Below are 25,428 nucleotides of genomic sequence, written 5' to 3'. Positions count from 1 at the left end.
CCTGCTTTGCGTTTAAAAGTTTTACGCAATGTAAATTTCGCGAAATGGCAAAAGCCCGCTGCTGGAAACCAGCAACGGGCTTTTGAAGAACAGGGAATTTTATTTTTTGACCAGATATTTCCGCATGTCAAGTGCACAGGCGAAGAGGATGATGCCGCCCTTGATGAGGTACTGCAGATCCTGGTTAATACCGATCATGTTCAGGCCGATGAAAATCAGTCTGAGCAGCAGGACGCCGATCACGATGCCGCGGATTTTACCGATACCGCCGACGAACGAGACGCCGCCGATGACGCAGGCCGCGATCGCATCCAGCTCATAGTTGAAGCCGGTGTTCGCGGTATTGGACGCGACACGTGCGCCCTCGATAAAGCCGGTGATACTGTACATCGCACCTGCCAGCGCAAAGACCATGATGGTGGTCATGATGACATTGACACCCGAAACGCGGGCCGCTTCCTCGTTCGCACCGAGCGCAAACATGTTTTTACCAAAGGTGGTCTTGTTCCAGATGAACCACATCAGCGCGGTGAGGAAAACTGCGATCCAGATATAGTTGGGAATCGGGGTTCCCGCAATCGAGAAGAGCGAGCCGGTGATAAAGGTCTTATAGGAATCGTCCAGACCCGAAATCGCCATACCATTGTTGTTGCCCATCTTGACATAGAGCAGCAGCAGGGTATATACGATCAGCTGGGTGCCGAGGGTCACGATGAACGGGTGGAGCTTAAACTTTGCAACAAAGAAACCGTTGAACGCGCCAAACGCCGCGCCAATCAGAATCGCGATCAGGATGACCACTGGAATCGGCAGGGTGCCGATGTTGGGCCACATCTTGTTCGCACCGCCCACTGCCTGAAGCAGGGAAGCCGAGACACAGGCGGTCAGGCCAACGATACGGCCCGCTGAAAGGTCGGTACCGGTGAGCACGATACAACCTGCAACGCCCAGCGCCACCGGCAGATAAGCCGCAGTCTGCGCGATGATGTTGATGAGCGAAGCCGGTTTGATGAAGTTCGGGTTGCGGATCGCGATATAAATAATCGCAATAAACATCAGGATAAACAGGGCATTGTTCAACAGCAGGTTGCCGACCCGTTTGGCATCCCACGGCTGTTTTGCGATCGCTTTTCCGGGATTGTTACTCATGGTGCATCCCCCTCCTATACATATTTCGCAGCCAGCGTCAGGATCTCCTCCTGACTGGTGTTTTTCGCATCCACCTCACCGGCCACCTGCCCGCCCGACATGACCAGAATCCGGTCACAGACGCCGAGCAGCTCCGGCATTTCGGAGGATACCATGATAACCCCCTTGCCCTCGTTCGCAAGGTCGATGATGAGCTGATAGATTTCATACTTTGCCCCGACGTCAATACCGCGCGTCGGTTCATCCAGCAAAAGCACCTCCGGTTTGGTCAGCAGCCAGCGGCCAATAATCACCTTCTGCTGGTTGCCGCCCGAGAGGGAGCGGATCTGGGTTTTCTGACTGGGCGTCTTAATATGCATCGCCTTGATCGCCCAGTCGGTGTCCTCTGCCATTTTTTTGTCGTTCAGGCAGATACCGGCCATCAGATAGCTTTTCAGGTTAGAGATGACGGTGTTTTCCAGAATATCCCGGATGCCGAAGATGCCGGTCGCGCGCCGCTCCTCGGTCAGCAGGGCAAACCCGTTTTTGATCGACTCCTGCGGGGAGTGGTTGAAAATCTCTTTGCCATGCAGGCGGATCGTGCTGCCATTCTCCTTGGTCATCACCCCGAACAGGTTTTCCAGCACTTCGGTACGTCCCGAACCGTCCAGACCCGCGATCCCGAGGATCTCCCCTTTATGCAGGCTGAACGATGCATCCTTGAGCCGGGTGTACCGCCCTTGCAGATGCTCGACCTCCAGAATTACTTCGCCGGGTTTGTTGGTTTTGGGCGGGAACCGATTGGTCAGCTCGCGCCCGACCATCAGCCGGATGATCTCTTCCATCGTCAGCTCTTTTGCCGCGCGGGTCGCCACCCAGGTACCATCGCGCATGATCGTGACGTCGTCCGAGATCCGCAGGATTTCCTCCATCTTGTGCGAGATATAGATGATTCCACAGCCCTTTTCCTTGAGCATCGTAATGATGCGGAACAGGTGCTCGACTTCGGTTTCGGTCAGGGAGGAGGTCGGCTCGTCAAATACGATGATCTTCGCATCGTACGAAACCGCCTTTGCAATCTCCACCATCTGCCGCTGGGAAACCGGCATGGTGGACATGATCGCCAAAGGATTGACCTTAACTTCGAGGTTTTCAAAAATCTCCTTTGTCCGCTGCCGCATCATCCGCTCGCTGACCATCACCCCGCCTACCTTGGGGTAACGCCCCAGCCACAGGTTATCCTGCACGCTCCGGGTAAGTGCCTGGTTCAGCTCCTGATGTACCATAGCAACGCCGTTTTCCAGCGCTTCCTTGGAGCTTTTGAAGTTGACCTCTTTGCCTTCCAGCGTGATCGTGCCGCCGTCCTTGCTATAAATCCCGAACAGACATTTCATCAGCGTCGATTTACCCGCGCCGTTCTCGCCCATCAGCGCATGGACGGTGCCGGGGCGGACTGTCAGCGACACGTTGTCCAGCGCCTTGACACCGGGGAACTCTTTGCTGATATTCTTCATTTCCAGCAGTGCTGGCCGATCCATGTGACTCCTCCTCTCTCTGCGGCGGATTCCGCAACCCTTCCCCACAGCCTGCCTGAAAACCGGGCAAAAGACGATGCCCCGGCCTTCCGGACAGACCCTGTCGAAAACGGCTCCGGAATCCGCAGTATGCGGGGCTGTCATCAGACAGCCCCGCACACTCCGCTTTTATCCTTCCGGTTGGTACGCGTTTGTGTTGGAGCGCTTCACTCAGCCGGTGTATACGCCGTACGGGACACGGATTTTAGCTACGCCAGCGTCTACATTGAAGCTGGAAGTATTATCCATCAGAGCCGCCCCGCTGTTGAGGTTGGAAACCAGAGCGGTGATCGTGTTGGCCATGCCCTCTGCATCCTGCATGATGGTACCGGTCATCTGGCCATTCTGGATCTTCTCCTTCGCGGAATCCACCGCGTCTACCCCGAATACCGGGATGAACTTGCCAATATTGTTCTCTTCATCGTAGCCGTTGTTGTAGCCGGCAGCCTGAAGCGCCGCGATTGCACCCTCAGCCATGCCATCGTTGTTCGCGATGACCATTTCGACCATGTTGTTGTTTGCCTCGGAGTACTCAGCGAGGATGGTGTTCATGTAGTCGGTTGCAGCCTGCGAAGACCATGCGCCGGTCTGGTCAACCAGGTACTTGGAGGCGTTGCCTGCATTGTAGAATGCCAGCGGCTCTTTGCCAGCCTCTGCGAGCAGCTTGTCGCAATCCTCAACCGCGAACTGGGTGCGGTACTCGGCCTCTGCGTTGCCCTCCTGGCCTTTGAACATGACATAGGAGATGGCCCCGTCCTTGTTGAGGTCCACTGCATCGTAGTTAGCGAGCAGGTACTCGGCGATCATCTGGCCCTGCATGTGACCAGCCTCGGCGGCGTCAGTGCCGACAAACGCGCAGTTCTCATAGCTGTTGACAACATCATCCGCAACCTCGCGGTTGAAGAAGATGATCGGGATACCGGCAGTTTTGGCGGCATCACAGGCGGTCTGCGCCGCATCCGGCGAAGAGGTCTCAACGATGTTGACAACCAGCAGGTTGCATCCGTTGGTGATCGCGGTATTGATCTGGTCGAGCTGGTTGGCCTGGTTGTTGTTGCCGTCGTAGTTCTGGAAGGTGACGCCCAGCTCGTTGAGCTTCGCATCCATGTTGGTGCGCACGCTGGTGATGTAGACATCCGAGAAGGTGTAATAGAATACGCCTACATTCAGGTCAGACGCTGCCGGAGCCGGGGTTTCAGCCGGAGCCGAAGAGGCCGCCGGGGCTTCCGAAGAGGCCGGTGCGGCAGAAGAAGCCGGCGCCGCCGAAGAGGTGGACCCGGAACCGCCGCAGCCCGCGAGCGCGGTACCGATCATTGCTGCTGCAAGGATGGAAGCAAGTAATTTTTTCATCATTTTTTCCTCCTAAAATAGCTGTGGTGTTTCTGTCTTTATCCGTTTCCCCGGGTTCCATGCAAAGCTGTCAGACAGCATTCTGCTCACCACTTCAAAATCCTGCCCCGTTTTGAGCTGCTTTGATGCTACCATTGTAACCGCTGGGGATGTTTTTATTTTAGTGAAAATTACCCGAAAAAGCGATAGAAAAATCTTCGTTTTTCTATGAAAAAACTTGGCTGGCAAAAAACTGCATAAAAAAGCCCCCGGAGATACCGGGGGACGGTTTCATTCGTTATCCCTTGCAGAATTTCTCTATGTAGTTATCAACCGCTGCCTGAATGATACCCAGCGCGGCTTCCGAGCCGGACGCCTCATTGACCGCGGTCTGTTTTCCTTCCAACTCCTTATAGACGGTGAAGAAATGGCGCATCTCCTCGAAAATATGCTTGGGCAGCTCATCAATGTCCTTATACATATTATACATCGGGTCGTTGAACGGGATCGCGATGATCTTTTCATCGTATTTGCCATTGTCGATCATCGAGATCACACCGATCGGATAGCAGCGAACCAGGCTCAGCGGAATCAGCGATTCCGAACAGAGCACCAACACATCCAGCGGGTCACCGTCGTCCCCATAGGTGCGGGGAATGAACCCGTAGTTCGCAGGATAGTGGGTGGAGGTGTAAAGGATGCGGTCCAGAATGATCAATCCGGTTTCCTTATCCAGTTCATACTTGTTCTTGCCGCCCTTGCCAATCTCGATCACCGCAATAAAATCTTCTTTTGTGATCCTTTTGGGAGAAATGTCATGCCAAATATTCACAATAAAACCCCTTTTCCGTGTATCAATAAACGTCCAAAACGGATGGTTTTAGTCTAGCACAATTTCCTCAAAAATGCAATCACCATTTGGTTTTTGTTTCCACGACCTTCCCCACAATCGTGAGCTGGGAAAGCTCCTCCCCCATAAAAATCTGTGGCTGGTAGGACTGGTTAAACGGCTGCAAAATCACCGCGCCATCCCGTTTCACCACCCGCTTGAGGGTTCCTTCCTCCCCGTCGACCAGCACCACCGCCAGCTCGCCGCTCTCAACATCCGGCTGCCTGTGGACCAGCGCGAGATCCCCGCTGCTGATCCGCGGTTCCATGCTATCGCCGCTCACCACCAGATAGAAATATTCCTCCGGATTATGCACGCTGGCGGGTTCCGTCCCGCGGTACTCCTGAAAAGCAAGCGCCCCATAGCCCGCGCGGACAGTCCCCAGGATGGGCAGAAGAACCTCCCCTGCCGCCCCCGCGGACGCTGGCGGGATCAGCTCCCGCCCTAGCAGCAGGTCGACTGACACCTCAAAAATATCCGCGATCTCCCGCAAGGTGGCGGGATCAGGCGTGGACTTCCCAGTTTCCCATTTTCCGACCGCCTGCTGGCTGATCCCCAGCCGTTCCGCCAGTGCATGTTGGGAGAATCTGCGCATCTTACGCAGCTCCTTCAACCGCTCTGCAAACATCCTGCCGACCACCTTTCGTCCCTTCTTTTTCCATTATACAGCGAGTAGTTGTTTTTGTCAATTCAAATTTCGATAAAAAGTTGTTCTTTAGCTTGACAACTCCAAAAAGTTGTATTATAGTTTTAGAAACAAACGTTCCTAATCTTTGAAAAAAGCAGGTGAAGGTATGAAACTGGTCAGGCGGGTCCGCTTCCTTTTCCAGGCAGGCGTATTGCTCGCATTCTTTCTGGTATTTGGCACAGTCGGTGCATTGGAAACCGACATGATTAACCCGGTACAGTTTGCTGTGCAGCTCACCGCCTGCACTGGTTTTGGGGTTTTCTGTGCCCGGATGAGCCGCCGGAGATTTTTTATCCGGCTGAAAGACCTCCGGCACCTGCCCTTTTCCAGACACCGGCGGACCATCCTGCACGCCGCATGACCCCAGCGTTTTCAGACTCCTTCCAGATCAAACGGCGGTGTGTATTCCTCCCGCGCGGAGGAACGCTCCTGCATAAACCCTTCCAGCCCGAGCGACTGCGCATGTGCCAACACTATTTTATATTCATAGCTGCTGACCCTCCGTCGCAGCTCAGGGAACCGCTCCAGATCACCGCATGGGGTGTACTGGCTCATCAGGCTGACAAGCACTTCCCCCGGCAGGAAAGTCCCCGCGATCCAGTCGAGCACTGCTGCCGCATCCTGTACCCCCTTTGGCAGCACAAGATGCCGGATCACCACCCCTTTCCGAAGCAGGCCGGACGCATCCCACACTGGTTTTCCCGTCTGGCGGTGCATCTCCCGGATTGCTTTGGTAGCTGCCGCCCAATAATCGGACGCACCGGAATAACGCTCCGCCCGGACAGAGCCGGCATATTTCAGATCAGGCAGGTAGATATCCACCAGTCCCTCCATCGCGCGCAGGGCTTCCGCCCGCTCATAGCCGCCCGAGTTCCAGACCACCGGCACCCGCAGCCTGGCAAGCTGTAATGCGTCCCGCACCCACGGGAGGTAATGGGTCGGGTTCACCAGATTGATGTTATGTGCCCCCTGTGCCTGCAACATAAGAAAAATTTCGGCCAACCGATTGACCGAAATCTCTTTTCCAAAATTCCCCGCACTGATCTTTCCATTTTGGCAGAAGCAGCAGCGCAGCGGGCATCCCGAGAAAAAGACAGTGCCCGATCCGTTCTGACCGCTGATACAGGGTTCCTCCCAAAAGTGCAGGGCAGCACGCGCCACCCGCACCTGATTTCCGCCGCCGCAGTCTCCCTGCCCGGATGTGCGGTCAGCCCCGCAGACGCGCGGACAAAGCCTGCAATTCGTAATCCGGATCATTTTTGGGTCTGTGCCTCTGCATCCCCGACAAGCTGTGCCTCCACGATCCGGGCAGCATCCGCAATCCAGCGGTTACATGGCCGCTCAAGAGACATATCGTTTTTCTGAAGCAGCTCGCGACAGATCACCGTACCATTCTGCTCCTTGAACGCCGCGCAGAGCTTCTGTACCTGCTCATAGGTTTCCACCTTGCTGATCCCGTTTTCGACCCCGCCGCTGCTGCCTTTCACCCCTGCCAACATATACATTGCGGTCACTGCGCCGCAGGTCCCGTCCTGCATGCCGCCCATGCCGCCGCCGAATCCCTCCGCCAACCGGAACGCGGTGGATTCGTCCATCCCGAACAGTTCGCAGTAGGCGCAGACGACCGACTGTGCACAGTTATACCCTCTGTTATGGTTTGTGACCGCCCGTTCCACTCGATTTTCCATCCATCTTTCCTCCAATTCACAGTTCGGACCCGCCCCGGCAGGCTGGGCGCAACTTCCTTCTTCCCCGACCTAAACCTAGGGGCTGTTTGAAAAATCGAAATAGCCGTCTTTTTCTACAAAAAGCGGCAGCTGCCGCGTCAAAAATGCGCGGAATACAGCAAGTATTCCTGTGCTTTTTTCCTTGCAACCGCTCGCTTTTTACGAACCATCCGTCTATTTCTCTATTTTCAAACAAGCCCTAAAGTTTTACTCGATTTTTTTCAAAAAATCGCGGGGTCAGGGGGCAGAGCCCCCGCCGCCGACGGCAAGAGAGGGGCTTTTTGCAAGTGAAAAAGCCCCCTCATCAAAATTGCAAAACAGAATTTTAATCCTCGTCCGGCTCCTCGGGCATGTCCCAGTTGTGATAGACGTTCTGCACATCATCGTTGTCGTCAAACAGATCGAGCAGTTTTTCCATCTTTTTGACCAGTTCCTCATCGGTGATCTGGGTTTTGGTCATTGGGATATACTCAGCCTCGGCGGAATCGTAGGTATAGCCCAGCTTTTCAAGCGCGGATGCGACCTTGGTCACATCATTCGGCTCGGTGACAATCGTAATCATCCCGTCCTCGTAGTCAAAGTCGGATGCACCCGCCGCAAATGCGTCGTCCATCACCTTTTCCTCGTCGATCTGGTTGTCTTCATTCTCAATGTAGATCATACCTCTGCGCTCGAAAAGGAACGACACGCTCCCGCTCTGCCCGAGGTTGCCACCGCATTTATCGAAATAGTGGCGCAGGTCGCCGGCAGTGCGGTTACGGTTGTCGCTCAGAGTCTCAACGATGACTGCTACACCCGAAGGCCCATAGCCCTCGTATGTAATCTCCTCGTAGTTCTCCTTGCCCTCGCTCGCTTTCTTGAGCAGACGCTCAATGTTGTCGTTCGGGACATTGTTCGCTTTGGCTTTGGCAATCAGTGTAGCCAGCCGGCTGTTGTTATTCGGGTCGGAACCGCCCTCGCGCGCGGCAACCGTGATTTCCCGTCCAATTTTGGTAAAAATTTTGGCTTTTGCGCCATCCGTTTTCTCTTTTTTCCGTTTGATATTCGCCCATTTGGAATGTCCTGACATTTTTTTCAACCTTTCTTTCCATGGTGTGCTGACTTTCAAATCGTTTCTGCCGCCTGCCTGCGCAGGATCGACCCGGCTGGCAGGGGGGTATCATATGGGAGCAGATACCGTCGCATTGGATGGCAGGCGGACTCGACCTCCCCGCACTCCGGGTCGAGAATCGTCCCGATCTCAAATAGAACCGGCCTGCTGTGTGGGATCATGATTTCTACCCGGTCGCCCCGGGTGAACCGGTTGCGCTCGGTGACCACCAAACTGCCGCCCTCCCAGCCGTCCACCACCGCGACAATCTCCCATTCGCGGATATAGCCGCCATCCCGGTCGCGCTGGTCGGGGCGGTCAAAGTAAAACCCGGTCGAATATTCCCGGTGGCTGACCCGGTTGACCTCCTCCAATGTCCATGGGGGCGGCTCAAACCGCTCGGGGTCACGCCGATAAGCGTCAATCGCGCCGCGGTAGGCATTGGTTATCACTGCGGTATAGTAGGCGGATTTTGCCCGCCCTTCGATCTTGAACGAGGTGATCCCCGCCTGCGCCAGCTTGTCAATATGCTCGATCATACAGAGGTCTTTCGCATTGAGCAGGTAGCTGCCCCGCTCATCCTCAAAGATCGGGAAATACTGCCCCGGACGCTTCTCCTCAACCAGACGGTAATTCCAGCGGCAGGGCTGCGCACATTCACCGCGGTTGGCATCCCGCCGGGTCAGATAACTGCTGATAAGGCACCGGCCTGAAAAGGACATGCACATCGCCCCATGGACGAACGCTTCCAGTTCGAGTTCGGGCGGGGCCTTGTCCCTGATGACACGGATCGTATCGAGCGAAAGCTCGCGCGCGAGTACCACACGGGACGCCCCCAGCCGAAAAAGCTCGGTCGCGGTGAGATAGTTGACGACCCCCGCCTGCGTCGAGATATGGACCGGCAGCGCGGGGACGACCCGACGGGCAAGCATCAGAATACCCACATCCGCCACGATCAACGCGTCCACTCCGGCCTCCTGCGCCATCCGCAGAAATTCGGGAAGCTGTTCGGCCTCCTCGTTGGTCGGGAGGGTATTGCAGGTGAGATACACCCGCGTCCCGCGTTCGTGTGCATAGGTGCAAGCGGCTTTCAGTCCGTCCGCGTCGAAGTTGGCCGAAGCGGCACGCATACCGAACTGTGTGCCGCCGAGGTAAACCGCATCCGCTCCATAGCGGATCGCGGCTTCCAGACATTCCCGGTCACCCGCCGGGGAGAGCAGCTCTGGCATCTGCAAAACAGGATTCCCCTTTTTCATGCAGTCTTTACGCCTCCGGCGCATCGGTGTCCGCGGCGGTGCCGTGTACCTTGCCGTTCTGCGCCGCAACCGCAACATTCTGGTCGTGCTCGGCGAGGGTGGATGCATAGTAATAGTTGCCCGCCTCATCGGTAACAAAGTAATAGTAGTTGTTCTGGGCCGGGTAGAGCGCTGCCCGGATCGCCTCCAAGCCCGGGTTGCAGACCGGTCCGACCGGCAGCCCTTTGCAGACATAGGTGTTGTACGCATCATACATCGCCTGATTCGGGTCAACCGCATCGGGGTTGGACTCTTTGTCCACCGCATCGTCGAGAAACGGTTTAATATAGTTGTTAACATAATCACGCGTAACATCCGACTGAAGCTGCGGCAGCTGGCTTCCCTCCGCAAGGCGGTTGTGGAATACGCCCGACACATTCCCCATCTGCTCGGCGTTGCTCGCCTCTTTCTGGATCACCGAAGCAAGGGTGATCGCCTGATCGACACTCATCCCGACAGCCGACAGCCGCTCGGTCAGTTCTTCATCCGCTATCACCCGGTTATAGAAGTTATTGAAGAACCGCTGCACCACCTGTGCCGGTTTCATGTCTTTATAGAAATTGTAGGTGTCCGGGAAGAAATACCCTTCATATTTGCGGAACCGGTCCGCGCTGCGCGGAATCTCCGCGACAAAATCATAATCCGAAAGATCAGCGGTATTGAGATATTCATAAAGCGCGTCCGCCGTACAGACCTCCGCCTCTTCGAGGCTCTGCGCCATCTCGCTGAGGGTCATACCCTCATAGAACAACACCCGGACCTCAATCAGGATCTTGGAGCCGGTGCGGAACTTCATCATGATCTGGTCATACCCCATGTTCTTGTTGAGGGTGTAGTTTCCCGGCTCGTATTTGGCGGTATCGTCCTTGAAGTCGGCATAAATCTGAAAGACCAGCGGCTGGGTGATGATCCCTTCGGTTTGCAGCTTTTCCGCGATTTCCGCAGTAGTAAGCCCCGCCGGGAGGGTAAATTCGACCTCCCCCTCCGCCTTGTTTAGGCCGAACAGGTCGCTGGCGGTTTCAAGCGCGAAAAACGCCAGGAAAACCGAAACCGCCAGAACGACGATCAGCGCGATGATCGCTTTGAACCAGCGTCCGCCTCCGCCGCCTTCATACTCGTCCTCATCTTCTTCGTCATCGTAGCCGCCGCCATATCCACCGCCTCCGCCGCCTGCTGCGCGGACCGGCTGCATGGCCGGGTAACTGCGCGGCGACCCGGACGGGCCGTACGCATCCTCATCAATCTGCACCTGAAACTCCTTCCGGCGAGCCTGCATCTGTGGAGGATTCGTCTGCGGTGCAGGGTACTGCGGCTGCATCGGATACTGCGGAGCGGTCGCCTGCTGATATTGAGGCGCCGCCACCCCCTGTCGGGACGGGCGCACTGCCCTCTGCTGCGGATGGCCTGTCCGCATCTGCTGCCGCTGCTGCGCGGAGGAGCGCGCCTGCTGTGCGGACGGACGCGGAGCGGTCGCCTGTGCGGCGCGGGGGCTGGGTTGTTGTTCCTCACGGTCAAAGTCAAAAGCCCTGCGTCCCGCAGCCCCCGAACCGGGAGGCGGTTCCATATCATCCAGCTTGAAGTTGCGGATCAGGCTTTCAAACTCATCATTGGTGCTCATATGTCCTCCTTATCCTCCGCCGGAACGCCATTTTTGTCGTTCTTTTGCGGGCGGAAAAGTACAATTTGCCGATATATCATATATAATACCTCAAATTGGCACAATAATCAAATCCTTCGGGAGATTTAATCATAAATAATTCGTAAATTTTTTCCGTTCGCCGCTCTGCCCCTGTTGTAACCCATTTTTGGCCCCCCACATAGTATAAAACAAATCACTAACTAGAGAGGTGTCAATCAATCATGATGAACAACTGTAACTGTGGATGTGGATGCGTACCGGTTTGCAACAACTGCAACTGCGGGTGCGGATGCTGCGGCGGCAACGGTCTGGGATTCGGCGGCTCCAACGCAAGCTGGATCTGGATTCTTCTCATTATCATCATCCTGTTTGGTTGGGGCGGCTGCTGCTGATCCTTCCCGCGTACATCGACCGGAAAAAGGAGCCCGGGGTATTCCCGGACTCCTCTTTTCTGCAATTTTGAACGCAAACGCCCACCGCACGCCCAAGGCTGGACGTACAGCTTCCGGGTTCGGTCTTTCCAGCGACCGGCGATCACCATGAAAAAGGCCGGATGAAACGCCGGGCCCAATGAGGCTCAACCGGTTCACCTGCTTCTCTTCGATTTGGTGCGCTGCGGCTGTGCGGCGCAGACACACAACCGCGATTCGGTTACCACGAGATCGACCGCAACATCATACCGCCCATGCCACAGCCCCTTGCAGAGGTTATGCGCATAGGTGATCCCGATTTTCGGGTGCGGATACCGCGAAAGGAACCGGTCATAGTAGCCAGCGCCATAGCCGAGCCGGAACCCCGAGCGGTCGTAGGCGAGCGCTGGTACGATACAGATGCTCCCGTCGTATCGGGTGACCAGCTCACACCGTCCGGGAACCGGTTCCAGAACCCCGAACGTCTGTGGGGCTAGGTCATCCATCCCGGTGATATAGTAGAACTCCATTTCGTGGCTGCCCTCGATGCACCGCGGAACCGCCACCCGCTTGCCATCCGCGAGGGCACGTTCAATTAGCCCAAGCGTGTCCACCTCGATCGGCAAGGATACATAGGCAAGCAGGGTATGACACCGCGCGTACTCCCGCAGGCGGACCAGCCGTTCCCGTATTTTACGGTCCGCACGCTTTTTCTGCCCATCGGGCATTGCCCTGCGCCATTCCTTGATCTCAGCGCGCAGCTTCTGCTTGAGCGGGCGGATGTCTACCCTCTGCATTGCAGTGATGCCTCCAGAACCGCGGCCCGCTCCCTGCCCTTGAACAGCTCCACCAGCTTGAGGGCGAACTCGAGCGCGACACCCATCCCGCGCCCGGTGACAAACCGGCCATCGACGCAGACATACGACTCCGAAAGCCGGGCACCGGTGAGCTGCTCTTCAAAACCGGGGAAACAGGTCGCCTCCCGCCCGTCGAGAAGCCCTTTATGCCCCAAAATCGACGGGGCCGCGCAGATCGCCGCAATCCATCTGTCGTTTGCGGCGCAGAAGTCGATCGCTGCCTGAACCGCCTGGGAACGCTCGAGATTGAGGGTTCCCGGCATCCCGCCCGGCAGAACGATCATCTCGATTTCCGATGGCTCCACCTCCTGCTCGGACAGGTCGGTCCCGACCACGATCCCATGCGAGCCGGCCACCGTCCTGCCGCCCACACCGACCGTCCTGACCTCCAGCTCCGCACGCCGCAGAACGTCCACTGCGGTCAATCCCTCGATCTCCTCAAAGCCATCCGCAAGGAATACATAAATCATCTCGATACACTCCTTTTCTGTCCTCCCGCACCTGCGGGGACGCGTTCCTGAAAGCCTGACCAATTTCTCCCGCTGCCCAAAAGGGCGGCCAGGGGCCTTGCTGTTTAATCCAATACCAGACTGATATAGGGCGCCCTGCCATCGGTGCTGAATGTCCGGGCTTTTGCGTCGGTGTCGTACCAGTAGGCCGCACCCGAAGCGACCCGCTCAAGCGGATAGGGGCATTCGATGTCCATCGGCAGGCGCAGATGGTATTCCTGCGCGTCATACTTGCGCTGAAGGATGGCCAGTGCGGTTTCGATCGTCATTCCATCGAGCGCAAGCTCCTTGACCAGCACCGACCCGCTCCGGCTGTAGCAGACCGCGACCGCACGCGCCCCCCCGGTGGTGAGGGTGAGGGTTTCGCCGCCATTGAATGCGGTGTCGGTCAGCCGGTAGGAGAGGGCGTCCCCATCCCACCGGACGAACATCGTGCGCCCGGAAAACGCATTTTCCCGGATGCCCATAAACTCTTCCGCCGTTGATTCGCTGACCGCAAAACTCCCGTTGTATTCCGGGATCTGATCCCTGGTGACAATCGTGTGCCCTGCATAGAACGCCGCCTCAAACCCCCGCTTGCCGTAGAAATTATAGAGCGGCCCGCTCGCAGGGACGAGCACCGAAAGTTTCAGGCCCGCCTGCCGCATATGTTTGTGGGCGGCTTCGAGCATCTTTGTGCTGATCCCCCGCCCCCGGTGGCTGGCCTTGGTCGCCACCGCATAGATGTACCGCGCAGGCAGAATCCCCGCCCGGGTCACCACCGTCATCGGCAGAAGCGAGAGCATCGAAACCGGGGTTTCCCCGTCGATGAACACCATTGTATGCCGGGCAATGTCATGCTGGGCAAAATACAGGTCAACATAATCATTGTTGTCCCCAAAGCACTCGTGCCAGAGCTGGCGCAGCGCCTCCCGCATACTTTCATCTGCAAATCGGATCATCTGCCAAACGCCTCCTCTATTGTTTTGCACCCTTTTCGGACACCAGATATTTCTCCAGCAGGATGGCAGGGCGGTAGGAGAGTTTTGCCTTGCGAAGCCCCTCGTCCCCCACGTCATCCTCCCGGTTGACATATCGGTATTCCGCACAGTTATGCGCAGCAAACTGCTGGTTAATCATCGGGTAGGCGCCCGCTACCGAGGCGAACGCCTTTTCGATATGCACAATAAACGTGTCCGACGAAAGCGGCCTGCCCATCGAGAAGGCGACGGCCCGGTCCCCTACCCGCAGGAGCCCGCCCCGCAGCCCGAGGGCATCGAACGTTTCAAAGCAGTTGCGCACCGCGCATGACTCCTCCAGCAGGCTCGGGTCCTCCCCGCACCCCATTTCGGCGCACCACTCGACGTTCATCCTCCATGCGTCCCCGATGTTCCGCGCGTCGATCGGCTCATAGCGCCAGTTCCCTTCCTGCTCCGCCTTGAACCGGTTGATAAAATTTCGTTTGGAATGCAGCTTTTTGCCCGCCAGCGTGATGAGCGATTCGCTCTCATAAAGGTAGTCAAAATTATCCCGCGCTTCCTCAAACGAAAACACACCCGGGAAGAGGGTTTCGAGCTGCGCGACATCCTCTTTCACCGCACCGCTGATGAGCAGGGGAAAACCGCGTTCCTGTGCGTCAAGCTGCATCGCCCGGATCACGGGGGCGAGGTCGCCGCTGCCCGCCGGGAAGAGATAGAAAGGCGGTTCCCCATCCTTGCGGGAGCGGACCAGATAGTAGTTTTCCATCCGGGCGACCTCGATCTGATAGATCGTCCGGTAGACGTAGTTGTTGGAAAAGGTGTATTCGCTCCCGCGCCGGTTGGACATCGCGAGCAGCGGCGCGATCCATTCCTGATCGCTGAGGGTAATCGGTTGAAACTCCAGCATATGGTGTACATCCCTTTTCTATACCTTTTTATCTTTCCCGGGAGCAGGGGCTTTCTCTCTTGCAAGAAGCCTCCGCCTGCCACCTCGCGGCAATTCACCCGAAAAAGCGCTTCACAGGATAGGGCTTGTTTGAAAATAGAGAAATGGACGGATTTTTCGCAAGAGATGAGCAGCTGCAAGGAGAAAAGCGCAGGAATACTTTGTGTATTCCGAGCATTTTTGACGCAGCAGATGCCGTTTCTTGTAGAAAAAGACAGTCGTTTCGATTTTTCAAACAGCCCCTAAGCGTTCCGCGCTCTGAGGAAAGCGCGGGCGCCTGTAAGTTTGGTCTATGGCCTACGGATACAGGCGGCTGCCGCCTCATAAACCCGCTCTGCAATTTCCTCGATCCCAAACGGCCGACGCTCGTCCGAACAGGGGATCACCCGCCAGCCAAACCGTTCCGCGGCATAGAGCGCACAGCCCCTGCACCGCTGGAGATAGGCGAAATTGGCCTCGTGGATGTCCTTTTTCCGTTCATCCCTCCTGTAGCGCACCGAAAGCAGCTCGCGTGAAACGTCCGGATACATGTCCAGATAAAGCACCAGGTCCGGCCGTGGGAGCTTCATCTCATCATACTCGTAGGCTTCCAGCCACGCGATAAACCGCCCCCACTCCTCACGTGAGAGCTTGGACATCTGATGGATCAAATTGGAGGTGGTGTAGCGGTCGGCAAGGATAGTATGCCCCGAAAGATAGTCATCCTTCCAGAACTGCATGTAACTTGCGAACCGGTCCACCGCATAGAAGCTGCTGGCGGCATAGGCGGAAACCTCGTCCGCCTGCCCGAACCTCCCGTCCAGATAGAGCCGGACCAGTGCGGAGGAGGGCTGCCCGTAATCCGGGAAGCTGATCGCCCGCACCGGCACCCGCTCCCGTTCCAGTCGCTCCCGCAAAAGCCGGGCCTGGGTCTGCTTGCCCGAGCCATCCAGGCCGTCGATCACAATCAGGGTCCCGTTCATCCCTGCGCCTCCTCTTTGAGCCGGGCGATCCGGGCGCGGACCTCTTCCGGCCTGCCGCAGGACATCTTCCCTTCGGTGCATCCGCCCCGCACACAGGGAGGGCCAGCCTTGGCAAAAAGGGCCGGCGCGACCTCGCTCACCAGCGCGAGCATCCGGTCGGCCACCTCGCGGATCTCCCACTGTGCCCGGTTGCAGCACCGATGGGAGAAAAAGTTGAGCAGGCTCCTCGCGTTCATCGTGACCACCAGCTTGGTGTCGCACGCATTCGGAAGCACAAACCGCGCATCCTCGATCGCCAGCTTTTCCGCCTGACGCACCGCATCCTGTTCGGGCACCCCAGCGGCGGCGAGCCGGGCGGTATGGTCCGCTTTCAGCAGGGCGGCAATCCGGTCGTAATAGTCCTGTGCCGAACGCATAGCCTCGTCAAACAGTGCCTGCGCTTCCGGGTTCTGCGCGATCTGGGGCGGGGTGACAAACGCAAACGCGTCTTCCCGCACATACCGCTGGCTCTGGACGCTGTAAGATGCGATCCGGTGCCGGGTGATCTGCGCGAGCAGCGAGCGGGAGACCCCCTCGATCCCGAAGGTGAAGCTGGCATGTTCGATCGGGCTTTCGTGCCCGATCTCGGCGAGCATCCCGACAAAACCGGATGCTTTTTCATCCGAGAGGTTGTCCAGCAGGTCGGCGATGGACGCGGGGGAATAACAGAGCCTGGCCGCAGCCGCAATCGTCCGCTCGGGGGCGGGGGTATGGGTAAGCAGGGTAACTTGTGGCATGGTTTATAACTTCCTCCTGTATGGTTTCGCAGGCCCGGCGCGTGGGAGCAGGTTCTGCCTGCTCCCTATCCGCACGCTGCCGCACCCGGCCGGTTAAGCCTGCCCGATTTCGTTGAATTTGGGCGGGAAAAACTGGTTCACCGGGAATTTGATCTTCTTGAACACCTCGCATGGATCGTCCGAGCCGGTGTTGGTGCTGCCCTCTTTGTCCGGGACCGCGTAGTCGTATGCAGGAATCATCATCTGCACACTCCGTTCGAGCTGGACAATGGTGAACAGGCCGATCGTAATCAGGACCACCTTCTGGGGTTTACAGGCGGCGAAATCGCCGTCAAACTTGGCGCAGACCGAGGCGGGCAGGGTCACGCCACTGTCGAACATCCGCTGCGGCCCGCATTCAACCAGCTTGCTGTCGAGACACATCGGGTCAACCACATGTGCCGCTGCCCCCAAACAGGGGTTTCACTGCGATTTCCACCCGTCCGTCCGGAAAGACGGTGATCCGGTCGATCAGTTCCCGCAGGTCGGCATTGGTCCAGCCGGGGAGAGCAAACCGCTCCCGTACGCGGGACGTCCAGTCGGCCTCCGGGCAATCCTCCCGCAGCCTGCCGCAGAGCCGCTCCCGTTCCGCGTCCAGACAGGCGACCTGACGTGCAAGCTCCTCGAATCCGATCAGCCCATCGGCACACATGGCCCGATACCGCTCCGCCCGGCGGTTGAGCTGCGCCAACCTGCGCCCCGCATCGGACCTGTCCGGCGCTCTGTCCGCCCGCCTGCATATCCGGGCAACCCTCTCCAAAAACGCTTCCCGGTCAGGGACTGCCCGGTCAAGGAACCGCTCCAATTCCTCCAGCAGCATCTGTTCGTCGATTGAAACGGCGTTGGGGCAGAAATCTGCCGTATACTGATTATGCCCCGAACAACCCCATTTCAGAAAGGTATTGCGGTAGGTATACTGCCTGCGGGTGAACAGATGCCCGCAGCTCCCGCATCGGATCAGCCCGCTGAACAGATGCCTGCTGCTGTGCCTCTCGTTGGCCGCATATTGGCCGGCGCGCGCGTCAGCGGTGCGCTGCACCTGCTCAAACAGGGCTTTCGGGACGATCGCATAAGCGGGCCGCTCGTGGACAAACTGCTGGTCAGCAGGCAGGCGGACCTGCTGACCGGTCAGAAAATCGACCGTCTCATATTTGTTGTTGACCAGTATCCCGCAGTAGATCGGGTTGCGGAGCATCCGGCGGACCGTCTTGGAGGTCCACCGCCCGCCCTTCTTCCCGGGGACCCCCTCCCCGTTGAGCAGGAGCGCGATCCGGTGCGCACCCATTCCCTCGTTCTGGTAGAGGGAGAACACCCGCCGGACAACCTCCGCCTCCTGCGGGTTGACCGCGAGGGTAAAGGTGTCCAGCTGGTCGTAGCCGTAGATCAGGTTGGGCACCCTGCCCCGGCGCGCGTTGACCCGTTTGCCGAACCGCACCCGTTTGGAGAGGTTGGCGCTCTCCTCCTGTGCCAGCGCGCTGAACAGGGTGAGTACAAATTCCGAACCGCCGAGGATGGTCTGGCTGTTGGAGAGGAACTGCACCTCGATCCGCAGCGCGCGCAGACGCCGGGTAGCGCAGAGGAAATCGACCGTATTGCGGGCAAACCGGCTGATATCCTTGACCGCGACCATCTCGAACAGCCCTGTCTCCGCATCCGAGAGCATCTGCAAAAACGCCTTACGGTTGGACATCTGCCTGCCCGAAAGCCCTTCGTCGGCGTAGACCCGCACCAGCTCATGCCCATACTTCCCGGCAAATTCCGCGAAAAATGCCTTCTGGTTTTCGAGCGATTCGAGCTGCGCCTCCCGGTCGGTGCTCACCCGGCAGTAGGCCGCGAGCCTCATCCCGGTTCACCAGCCTTATCGCATTTTATTTTACCATCTTCCCCGCGGTTCGTCAATTCCGCGTACCCGTCCAGCAGCCTGCCCACAAACAACTGTTCCAGCCTCTGTTCGACCGCCCCCGGCGGGTTGGGGTCGATCCAGAAAAACTGCGGCTTTCTCTTCTGTGCCATCCAAACACCTCCCGCCCAAGTCTATGCGGGGCGGGCTGTCCATCTTTCACTGGTCGCACCGGGTGACGCTCGCAAGCCGGTTCAAAATGTTTATGGCCTCATCCAGCCGCCCGGCATCCTTATTGATGTTGCAGAAAAAAAGCTCCCGGATCAACAGCCCCAGCACCTGCCTTCCCTGTTGAGAAGTCTCGTCCCCGTCCTTGGGGATGAGCGACTGGAGCTGTATCAGGATATCCTGTGCATTTTTCAGATGCTCATTCGCCTGCGCAAACTCCTTCCGCTCGATCGCCAGCCTTGCCCCCGACGCATGGGTAACGCACTTTTCCACCAGCCCGCCAACCAGATGTTTGGGGTCCATCGAAAAATACTGTTTTTTCCGGATTTCCTTCGGATTCTGCATCGTCCGCACCTCCCTTTTCCCGGTTGCTCCCCGGAAACAGCCTGCGATTCAAAAATATTCTAACACAGACCGGTAAATTTTCCAAGAATCTTTCCGCAGCTACTTGCATTTTCAGGATCATTTTAGTATACTGGAAATGGATAAGAATCTTTCACTCCATATGACAGGGGGTTGTGTTTTATGAAAGTAAATGGCAATGTCGGTTTACAACAGTCGATGCGGCGGATGCTCTCGGGCGCGCAGAAGATGCAGGCGATGCAGATCCGCCGGATTGCGTCCGGATACCGGATCAACAGCGCGGGCGACGATGCTTCGGGGCTTGCGATTGGGAAACGGATCAACGCGCAGATCACCGGCCTTTCGACCGCCAGCATGAATGCACAGGATGCGATTTCCTATATTCAGACTGCGGAGGGCGCGATGGACCAGGTGCATTCGATCACCAACCGGATGACCGAGCTGGCGACCCGCGCGAGCAACGGCCTTCTCAGTTCGACCGAGCGCAATATGATCCAGGCGGAGTACAAACAGCTTTCGAGCGAGATCGACCGGATCGGCCAGTCGACCGATTTCAACGGTCTGAAGCCGTTTGACGGAAGTTCCCAGCAGATGCAGGTAGGCGCGACCGCGGGCGAGCAGATCACGGTCGAGGCCGGTAAGCTTTCCGCCGCTTCGCTCGGGCTGGATAAGGTTGACCTTTCCTCCCTCAGCGGCGCTCAGAGCGCACTGGACCGGATCAGCAGCGCGACCGACCGGGTTTCCTCCCAGCGTGCAAACCTCGGCGCAACCGAAAACAGCCTTGCCAGCACGATCAACGCGCTTGACAACACCAATGAAAACCTTCAGGCCGGGCTTTCCCGGATCATGGACGCGGATATTGCAAAAGAGTCGACCAACCGCAGCATCAGCATGGCGCTCAATGCGACCTCGATCGCAATGATGAAGAATGCCCAACAGATGATGGCCTACAATGCGGTTTCGATGCTGATGCGGTAGACCGGGTTCTAAAATCCGGTTCATTCCCAGGTGGGTTCCCATGTATTTTTGATCGGAAACGGTGTGATCTCAGGGTCACACCGTTTTTTCATTTTCCACGAGCGTCTCAAAGGGCTTGCTTTTTTCCGCTATATGCAGTATGCTATTATCGACATATGTCGATAATAGCTTCTGAAATGGAGGTGACCGCATGGCCAGACCGAGCCGATGCCGGAGGGTTTGCATGGAACCGGCCTACTGTGGCTTTATCCCCAATGGCGAAACGCATACAGGCATCACCGTTCTCACCGTGGACGAATACGAAGTGGTCCGGCTGGTTGACTACGAAAAAAGGACGCATGAACAGTGTGCCGCACAGATGGAAATCTCCCGCACCACCGTAACAGAGATCTACGAATCCGCGCGGTTTAAGCTCTCCGACGTCCTGGTCAACGGAAAGGCACTGGTCATTGCGGGCGGGCATTACCGCATCTGCCAGGGGGAACGGGGACACGGTTGTGTACGGCATTGTCAATGGAGCCAAATCAGGCAAACGATTGCGGAAAAAGGAGTGTTGATGATGAGAATTGCAGTTCCATACGAGGATGGCCAGGTGTTCCAGCACTTTGGACATACCGAACAGTTTAAATTTTATGACGTTGAAAACGGGCTGGTGGTCAAAGAGCAGCTTGCCGATACCAGTGGGAGCGGCCATGGGGCACTGGCCGGTTTTCTGAAAGCCGCAAAGGTGGATGTGCTGCTTTGCGGGGGGATTGGCGCCGGGGCCAAAACCGCCCTGGCGCAGGCTGGGATTCAGCTCTACGGCGGGGTTTCCTGCCCTGCGGATGACGCTGTAAAGGCATTTCTGGCGGGTAATCTTTCTTACAACCCGGGCATCCAGTGCAGCCACCATGAACACAGCCATCATGAGGATGGGCATTCATGCGGGGAACATGGCTGCGGTGGGCATAGCTGCGGCTGACAGGGCCGGCGCTGATTAACTGTGGAGGGGGAAACAGAACCGTTTCTGGCGGTCTGTCGCAGACAATATCCAAGGACTTCAATAGGATGTCCAGATTCTTTCTTGAGAAGCATTCTGATGATAAATCGTCCGGGCACATGCCGGGGGGAGACTGCAAACTGGCAGCCTCCCCTTTTCTGTTCCCCCCTGTTTTGGGTCCACTGTGTGTACACTTGCCTTGGGCATGTTGGTATTGTCGTGTTCACTGCAATTACGGGGGTCCGTCGAACAGTAAACCTTGACATTGCCGTCGCTTCCAAACAGGATCACCTTTTTGGAGAATGCCGCTACCCCAACCACTGTCGCCGGAGGCACCACCGGAGAGCTGTATGCGCTGAGGGTTACCTTAAAGAAGAAGGTAATATCGACCGAATAAAACCCCTTATTGAATGGAACCGGCTCGACATCCAGATAGACGGTGATAATCTCGACATCTTTACATTTGACGCTCAGCGCATTATCAATTACCGGCTGCGCCCGGTCTGTAAAGAACACCTGCAAGTCGGTTAAACAATCCTTATCATAACAATATGCAGGACCCCGGAGATCGTATTGTAGGAAGCGGTGTCCCGTCAGCCAAAATCCCCCGGAAATTTGCGGATCGCTTCATAATAGGGAATCCCAAAATGCGCGTAAACCGCAAGATAGAGGATCAGGTCTCTTGGGGCGTGCATATCCTCACAGGGCTCTCCGATGACTTTCTCCCGTATCTGTGCCTCCTGCGATTTCCAGCACTTCCTCGCCGCCCGGGCGATATTCCTGGTGACGCTTGCCGGCCCGCCCCCCATTAGCTTTACAACCTCGGGATAGATATCCTTTGTCACCTGAATATCATAGATCGACTTCTTTTCTTCAAACAACAGCCTTTCCATAACCATAATCGCACAGGACAGGGCTTTAAACTCTTTTCCACCCTTTCTCAAAAACTCATAAATCTGAGATTCAACTGTTGTCACAATGCTCACCCCCTTTTATCGTCATTTAGAAACAGCATAAAGTAAAAAAGAGCGGATGGACAAAATATATCTTTTTTAGACTTAAAATTCGACTTAAAAAGATATCTTTTCATTTTTCAGTCAATTCCTGTATATATTTGCATCACCTCTATCCCCTGCGAAAATCCTGATAAAACCACTTCTCCTCTTTAAGAATGCGACAATAGATTTGTCGTATTATGTCGTATAACATCGTTTTTCGTCTGTCACTGCCGTTTTTACTCTATTATAAAAAGAAAACTCTAAGAAGCCGTATTCACAACCAGCTGGACAGTTCTTTCGCCTACCCGAAATGACCCGGTTATGAATACCAGTTGCAGGAAAGGGTTGGATTGCCACGACACAGACAGAAGCACGTATTTATGAAGTATTGGGACAGAGAGGAAAAGAATTCAAGGCGTTGAGCTGCGCGGTTACGGTCATGGAAAAGCTGCTGTTGGAGGAGAAGCTCTCGGTTTATGACATACGGGTGACCAAGCAGATTTATCCTGAAGTGGCCAGACAGTTGGGTGATTCTCAGGCCAATATCACCAGAAATATTGAGAGAGCCGCCCGCCGCTGCTGGGAGCTGAAGGAAAAAAAGATGAAGGAAGTGGTTATTGGGGACCCGTTGGAGGAAATCCATACCCCAAAGGACATCATCCTCTACCTCGCGGTCTACGCGCATTTCGGAATCTCCTATTATGAAGCGCTCAGAAAATTTCCGGAGTGCTTCGGCTAGAACCTGCCTGCAATGGCGGCGCTCTGTCCGGGATTCTGGCTGACCCGGGTTTGAAAAATCGAAATGGCTCCTTTTTCCGCCAGAAAGGGACATCCACTTTTCTCGCTTCAAACAGGCTGGATGCGGGACGCCGCGCCGACCGCCAAAAACAAAGCTCCTGTCGGCGGGGCCAACTCACTCGTGGGAAACCATGTGGGCTTGTGCGCTGGACAGGACATAAACTGGGGGCATCCCGGTCTCATGCTGCGGCGTTGAAACGCAAAACCGCCTAACCGGACCGATACCGCAGCCAGCCGGACTGGGTATCGTCTGTCGGTTATCTTGGATCATGTCATTCAGTACAAGAGTCGTAGATCCGACCGGCGTCAATGCATACCGCTTCCTTAAAACAGTTCGCCCCTGTCGCGGTGACCGGAGCTGTTCTTTGCTCTGCCATATGAATCCTCCTAGTTCTGTTTTGAGCTATACTCACTACCAGTTTATGAGCATTTGATTTTTTTGTGCATGGATTCCCCAAAATACCACTTGATATATCGTCAACTCACTTGAAAACAATCCTGTTTCCAAACAGCAGGCAAATGCCTGTGAGCAGGCCCATTGGCTTCGGAATGCGAACCAGGACGCATGATAAGCCTTCCACCGCATTGGCTCCTGCCGTTTCCATTCTGTTACAGCAGGCTGGGAAAAGGAAAAGGGCCTGCCGCCTGTTCTTCACAGATGGCAAACCCTTTGGGATGCTTATAACCTGTTGCTTCGTACGCTTGATGAGAAGTTGCGTTCCCTGGTTTCGCACGCTTTGGACCCGCGCGAAAGCGTACATATCAGTTCTTCCACAGAGATCGTGGGATCGGCAAGCAGATAGTCCAGTGGGCTGCCCGGTGCCAGATAGGACATAAAAAAGACGATCACCTTAATTCCAGGAAAGCAAGAAGACCAGCCATCCGCCTGCACACAGTATATCTTCCCCTCTCTCTTTCCGCCTTAATTAGTAAATTATATGGATTATTTATTTGCAACCATTATAACACGGGGATATCTTTTGTCAAGAACCATTGTGCACAGTTCTGGATAAAAAACCGGTTTTGTTTACATGCTCTTAATTTTTAACGGTAAAATTCAACAAAACAAGCGTTTATTCTATTGACATTCTCTAAATTTCTATTTATAATATAATACAATTATGAGATTTTCTGTTATTGCAGATTTAGTCCATAATTAGTATTATTAAGTTGACAACTTTTATTGAGGAGAGCGTCATGTCCGGAAATAAGAGAGTCGCCACAGTAGAATTTATCAAAAGAATCAACCGGTCGCTTGTGCTTGACATGATTAAGGAATGTCAGCCGGTTTCCCGCGCCCAAATCGCGCGGGAGCTTTCTCTGAGCAAAACCACCGTTTCGCTGATCGTAGAGGACCTTCTGAAAAAGTCCATGATTATTGATCTGGGCGAATGCACAGCAGGAAAGGGGGCCGGGAGACCCGCCTGGATGCTCGGCTTCAACCCTGACTCCGCCTATGGAATCGGGGTTTCGATCGCCCGGAGCGAAACCCTGCTGGTCATAACCAATCTGCTTGGAAGCTGTGTGTTTAAGACCACCTTCCCCTCTACGAACCAGCTTTCCGCGCTGATCGAGCGCATCCAACAAGGGATTTCGGAGAGCGGCCTTGCCGACCAGACGATCTCGGGTCTTGGCATCAGCGTGCCAGGTACCGTCACCCGCGAAGGCATCGTGCTCCATTCCGGAACCCTGAACTGGCACCACTACAATGCCGGTTCGGTTCTGCAATCCCAGTTCCCATACCCGGTCTTTTTGGGCAACGACGCCAACTGCGCAGCTCTGGGAGAACGCTGGCTGGGCGCGGGCAAAGGAACCGACGATATGCTGTTTCTCTCGATCGGGAACGGCGTCGGCGGGGCGGTCATCTGCAACGGCAAGGTCGTTGATGGAAGCCACTCACTGTCGGGGGAAATCTGCTATCAGATCGGAACCGATGACATCCGCCAAAAACGGTTTAATGTGCTGGGTGAAACCGGTGTTTTTGAACAGAAGGTTTCCGCACACACCCTGTCAAAAACATTCGGGAGCTGTCAGGCGCTCTTTGACGCCTATTGCGCAGGGGATATCCTGGCGCGTGAGACCGTTTCTCAATTTGTTCTGGAGCTCTCGGTTGTTCTGGCAAATTTCATCGGATTGCTCAATCCCGAACGGGTGATCCTGGGGGGACCGGTTATTGAGGCGATGTCCGGAGTTATCCAGGAGATTCGCGACACTGCTTTTAGTCTTTCCCCGATGCACGCCGAAATCAGCCTGGCCACCCTTGGAAAATATGCAAGCGCATATGGCGCCATCGCGGATGTCTTTGAACGGGTCGAACAGGGGTGAGAAGCCTGTCATATTCCGAAAAGCGGCTGAAACCGCAAATAGCGGCGGTATTTCTATACCTGCCGCTATTTCCCCAGACCTTCGACCGGGAACCCGGATTTC

The 25,428-nt window shown here is 56.0% G+C and carries 29 protein-coding genes; 6 read left to right on the top strand and 23 right to left on the bottom strand.

Annotation, left to right across the window (positions count from 1 at the left end; all coding sequences use genetic code 11):
* Positions 1 to 99: 99 nt before the first annotated feature.
* The 5 genes from D5269_RS02845 to D5269_RS02825 form a co-directional block, all read right to left on the bottom strand.
* A complete protein-coding gene (locus D5269_RS02845; RefSeq protein WP_016314823.1) occupies positions 100 to 1,149 on the bottom strand; it encodes a hypothetical protein in 1,050 nt (349 codons plus the stop codon).
* A 14-nt stretch (positions 1,150 to 1,163) separates the two neighbouring features.
* On the bottom strand, positions 1,164 to 2,666 hold the full coding sequence (locus tag D5269_RS02840) for an ATP-binding cassette domain-containing protein (RefSeq protein ID WP_016314822.1): 1,503 nt from the start codon (positions 2,664 to 2,666) through the stop codon (positions 1,164 to 1,166).
* Between the two features lie 207 nt (positions 2,667 to 2,873).
* The gene (locus D5269_RS02835) at positions 2,874 to 4,055 is read right to left on the bottom strand and encodes a galactose ABC transporter substrate-binding protein (protein WP_016314821.1); all 1,182 of its coding nucleotides are present in this window, start codon (positions 4,053 to 4,055) and stop codon (positions 2,874 to 2,876) included.
* Between the two features lie 274 nt (positions 4,056 to 4,329).
* Complete coding sequence (locus tag D5269_RS02830; protein WP_016314820.1) at positions 4,330 to 4,863, bottom strand: inorganic diphosphatase; 534 nt, start codon at positions 4,861 to 4,863, stop codon at positions 4,330 to 4,332.
* 79 nt (positions 4,864 to 4,942) lie between these two features.
* A complete protein-coding gene (locus tag D5269_RS02825) occupies positions 4,943 to 5,548 on the bottom strand; it encodes an XRE family transcriptional regulator (RefSeq protein ID WP_016314819.1) in 606 nt (201 codons plus the stop codon).
* Positions 5,549 to 5,714: 166 nt separating this feature from the next.
* Between D5269_RS02825 and D5269_RS02820 the strand changes: the two genes are divergently transcribed.
* Positions 5,715 to 5,969 (top strand): hypothetical protein, encoded by a 255-nt coding sequence (locus D5269_RS02820; protein ID WP_016314818.1) that lies wholly within the window; start codon positions 5,715 to 5,717, stop codon positions 5,967 to 5,969.
* A gap of 11 nt (positions 5,970 to 5,980) precedes the next feature.
* Here the strand turns inward: D5269_RS02820 and D5269_RS02815 are convergent, their stop codons facing one another.
* From D5269_RS02815 to mltG, 5 genes are all read right to left on the bottom strand, one after another.
* Positions 5,981 to 6,865 carry a radical SAM protein gene (locus D5269_RS02815; protein WP_016314817.1) on the bottom strand — a complete coding sequence of 295 codons (885 nt, stop codon included), beginning with the start codon at positions 6,863 to 6,865 and terminating at the stop codon, positions 5,981 to 5,983.
* Complete coding sequence (locus D5269_RS02810) at positions 6,862 to 7,296, bottom strand: C-GCAxxG-C-C family protein (protein ID WP_120482883.1); 435 nt, start codon at positions 7,294 to 7,296, stop codon at positions 6,862 to 6,864. Before D5269_RS02810 ends, D5269_RS02815 begins: the two co-directional genes overlap by 4 nt.
* A 364-nt stretch (positions 7,297 to 7,660) precedes the next feature.
* On the bottom strand, positions 7,661 to 8,404 hold the full coding sequence (locus tag D5269_RS02805) for a YebC/PmpR family DNA-binding transcriptional regulator (RefSeq protein ID WP_016314815.1): 744 nt from the start codon (positions 8,402 to 8,404) through the stop codon (positions 7,661 to 7,663).
* A 35-nt stretch (positions 8,405 to 8,439) separates the two neighbouring features.
* Positions 8,440 to 9,654, bottom strand: coding sequence for a U32 family peptidase (locus D5269_RS02800; RefSeq protein ID WP_243150705.1), 1,215 nt, complete (start codon positions 9,652 to 9,654; stop codon positions 8,440 to 8,442).
* 34 nt (positions 9,655 to 9,688) lie between these two features.
* Complete coding sequence (gene mltG / locus D5269_RS02795; protein ID WP_016314813.1) at positions 9,689 to 11,338, bottom strand: endolytic transglycosylase MltG; 1,650 nt, start codon at positions 11,336 to 11,338, stop codon at positions 9,689 to 9,691.
* A 242-nt stretch (positions 11,339 to 11,580) separates the two neighbouring features.
* Between mltG and D5269_RS02790 the strand changes: the two genes are divergently transcribed.
* The gene (locus D5269_RS02790; protein ID WP_016314812.1) at positions 11,581 to 11,751 is read left to right on the top strand and encodes a hypothetical protein; all 171 of its coding nucleotides are present in this window, start codon (positions 11,581 to 11,583) and stop codon (positions 11,749 to 11,751) included.
* Positions 11,752 to 11,945: 194 nt separating this feature from the next.
* On the opposite strand, the gene D5269_RS02785 is transcribed toward D5269_RS02790, so the two are convergent.
* The 10 genes from D5269_RS02785 to D5269_RS02740 form a co-directional block, all read right to left on the bottom strand.
* Positions 11,946 to 12,566 (bottom strand): 5-formyltetrahydrofolate cyclo-ligase, encoded by a 621-nt coding sequence (locus D5269_RS02785; protein ID WP_016314811.1) that lies wholly within the window; start codon positions 12,564 to 12,566, stop codon positions 11,946 to 11,948.
* Entirely contained in the window at positions 12,554 to 13,096 is a 543-nt protein-coding gene (locus tag D5269_RS02780; RefSeq protein WP_016314810.1) for a DJ-1 family glyoxalase III, read from the bottom strand. The genes D5269_RS02785 and D5269_RS02780 overlap by 13 nt, the downstream gene beginning before the upstream one ends.
* A 104-nt stretch (positions 13,097 to 13,200) precedes the next feature.
* On the bottom strand, positions 13,201 to 14,076 hold the full coding sequence (locus tag D5269_RS02775; RefSeq protein ID WP_016314809.1) for a GNAT family N-acetyltransferase: 876 nt from the start codon (positions 14,074 to 14,076) through the stop codon (positions 13,201 to 13,203).
* Between the two features lie 16 nt (positions 14,077 to 14,092).
* A complete protein-coding gene (locus D5269_RS02770) occupies positions 14,093 to 15,001 on the bottom strand; it encodes a phosphatidylglycerol lysyltransferase domain-containing protein (protein ID WP_016314808.1) in 909 nt (302 codons plus the stop codon).
* Between the two features lie 329 nt (positions 15,002 to 15,330).
* Positions 15,331 to 16,002 carry a deoxynucleoside kinase gene (locus D5269_RS02765; RefSeq protein ID WP_120482878.1) on the bottom strand — a complete coding sequence of 224 codons (672 nt, stop codon included), beginning with the start codon at positions 16,000 to 16,002 and terminating at the stop codon, positions 15,331 to 15,333.
* A complete protein-coding gene (gene thyX / locus D5269_RS02760) occupies positions 15,999 to 16,778 on the bottom strand; it encodes an FAD-dependent thymidylate synthase (RefSeq protein ID WP_120482876.1) in 780 nt (259 codons plus the stop codon). The genes D5269_RS02765 and thyX overlap by 4 nt, the downstream gene beginning before the upstream one ends.
* A 93-nt stretch (positions 16,779 to 16,871) precedes the next feature.
* The gene (locus tag D5269_RS02755; RefSeq protein ID WP_022788172.1) at positions 16,872 to 17,213 is read right to left on the bottom strand and encodes a hypothetical protein; all 342 of its coding nucleotides are present in this window, start codon (positions 17,211 to 17,213) and stop codon (positions 16,872 to 16,874) included.
* Positions 17,206 to 18,660 carry a recombinase family protein gene (locus D5269_RS02750; protein ID WP_120482874.1) on the bottom strand — a complete coding sequence of 485 codons (1,455 nt, stop codon included), beginning with the start codon at positions 18,658 to 18,660 and terminating at the stop codon, positions 17,206 to 17,208. Before D5269_RS02750 ends, D5269_RS02755 begins: the two co-directional genes overlap by 8 nt.
* Positions 18,657 to 18,830, bottom strand: coding sequence for a hypothetical protein (locus tag D5269_RS02745; RefSeq protein ID WP_016314803.1), 174 nt, complete (start codon positions 18,828 to 18,830; stop codon positions 18,657 to 18,659). The genes D5269_RS02750 and D5269_RS02745 overlap by 4 nt, the downstream gene beginning before the upstream one ends.
* 46 nt (positions 18,831 to 18,876) lie before the next feature.
* Positions 18,877 to 19,230, bottom strand: a complete 354-nt coding sequence (locus D5269_RS02740; RefSeq protein WP_016314802.1) for a flagellar export chaperone FliS — start codon at positions 19,228 to 19,230, stop codon at positions 18,877 to 18,879.
* 180 nt (positions 19,231 to 19,410) lie between these two features.
* On the opposite strand from D5269_RS02740, the gene D5269_RS02735 reads away from it, so the two are divergent.
* Complete coding sequence (locus tag D5269_RS02735; RefSeq protein WP_016314801.1) at positions 19,411 to 20,226, top strand: flagellin; 816 nt, start codon at positions 19,411 to 19,413, stop codon at positions 20,224 to 20,226.
* 190 nt (positions 20,227 to 20,416) lie between these two features.
* A complete protein-coding gene (locus D5269_RS02730) occupies positions 20,417 to 21,187 on the top strand; it encodes a DUF134 domain-containing protein (protein ID WP_031219374.1) in 771 nt (256 codons plus the stop codon).
* A gap of 78 nt (positions 21,188 to 21,265) precedes the next feature.
* Here D5269_RS02730 and D5269_RS02725 read toward each other — a convergent pair whose 3' ends face one another.
* Positions 21,266 to 21,727 carry a hypothetical protein gene (locus D5269_RS02725; protein ID WP_016314799.1) on the bottom strand — a complete coding sequence of 154 codons (462 nt, stop codon included), beginning with the start codon at positions 21,725 to 21,727 and terminating at the stop codon, positions 21,266 to 21,268.
* Between the two features lie 71 nt (positions 21,728 to 21,798).
* Positions 21,799 to 22,182 carry a sporulation initiation factor Spo0A C-terminal domain-containing protein gene (locus tag D5269_RS02720; protein WP_016314798.1) on the bottom strand — a complete coding sequence of 128 codons (384 nt, stop codon included), beginning with the start codon at positions 22,180 to 22,182 and terminating at the stop codon, positions 21,799 to 21,801.
* Positions 22,183 to 22,591: 409 nt separating this feature from the next.
* Between D5269_RS02720 and D5269_RS02715 the strand changes: the two genes are divergently transcribed.
* Positions 22,592 to 22,942 carry a sporulation initiation factor Spo0A C-terminal domain-containing protein gene (locus D5269_RS02715; RefSeq protein WP_147407907.1) on the top strand — a complete coding sequence of 117 codons (351 nt, stop codon included), beginning with the start codon at positions 22,592 to 22,594 and terminating at the stop codon, positions 22,940 to 22,942.
* A 738-nt stretch (positions 22,943 to 23,680) separates the two neighbouring features.
* Here D5269_RS02715 and D5269_RS02710 read toward each other — a convergent pair.
* Positions 23,681 to 23,836 carry a hypothetical protein gene (locus tag D5269_RS02710; protein WP_166545125.1) on the bottom strand — a complete coding sequence of 52 codons (156 nt, stop codon included), beginning with the start codon at positions 23,834 to 23,836 and terminating at the stop codon, positions 23,681 to 23,683.
* A 362-nt stretch (positions 23,837 to 24,198) separates the two neighbouring features.
* On the opposite strand from D5269_RS02710, the gene D5269_RS02705 reads away from it, so the two are divergent.
* Positions 24,199 to 25,326 (top strand): ROK family protein, encoded by a 1,128-nt coding sequence (locus tag D5269_RS02705; protein WP_120482870.1) that lies wholly within the window; start codon positions 24,199 to 24,201, stop codon positions 25,324 to 25,326.
* Positions 25,327 to 25,428: the final 102 nt, after the last annotated feature.

Source organism: Anaerotruncus sp. 1XD42-93 (assembly GCF_009917605.1).
Taxonomy (GTDB): domain Bacteria; phylum Bacillota; class Clostridia; order Oscillospirales; family Ruminococcaceae; genus Anaerotruncus.
The sequence above is the reverse complement of the archived record's forward strand: the minus strand, read 5'-3'. Positions and strand labels throughout refer to the sequence as shown.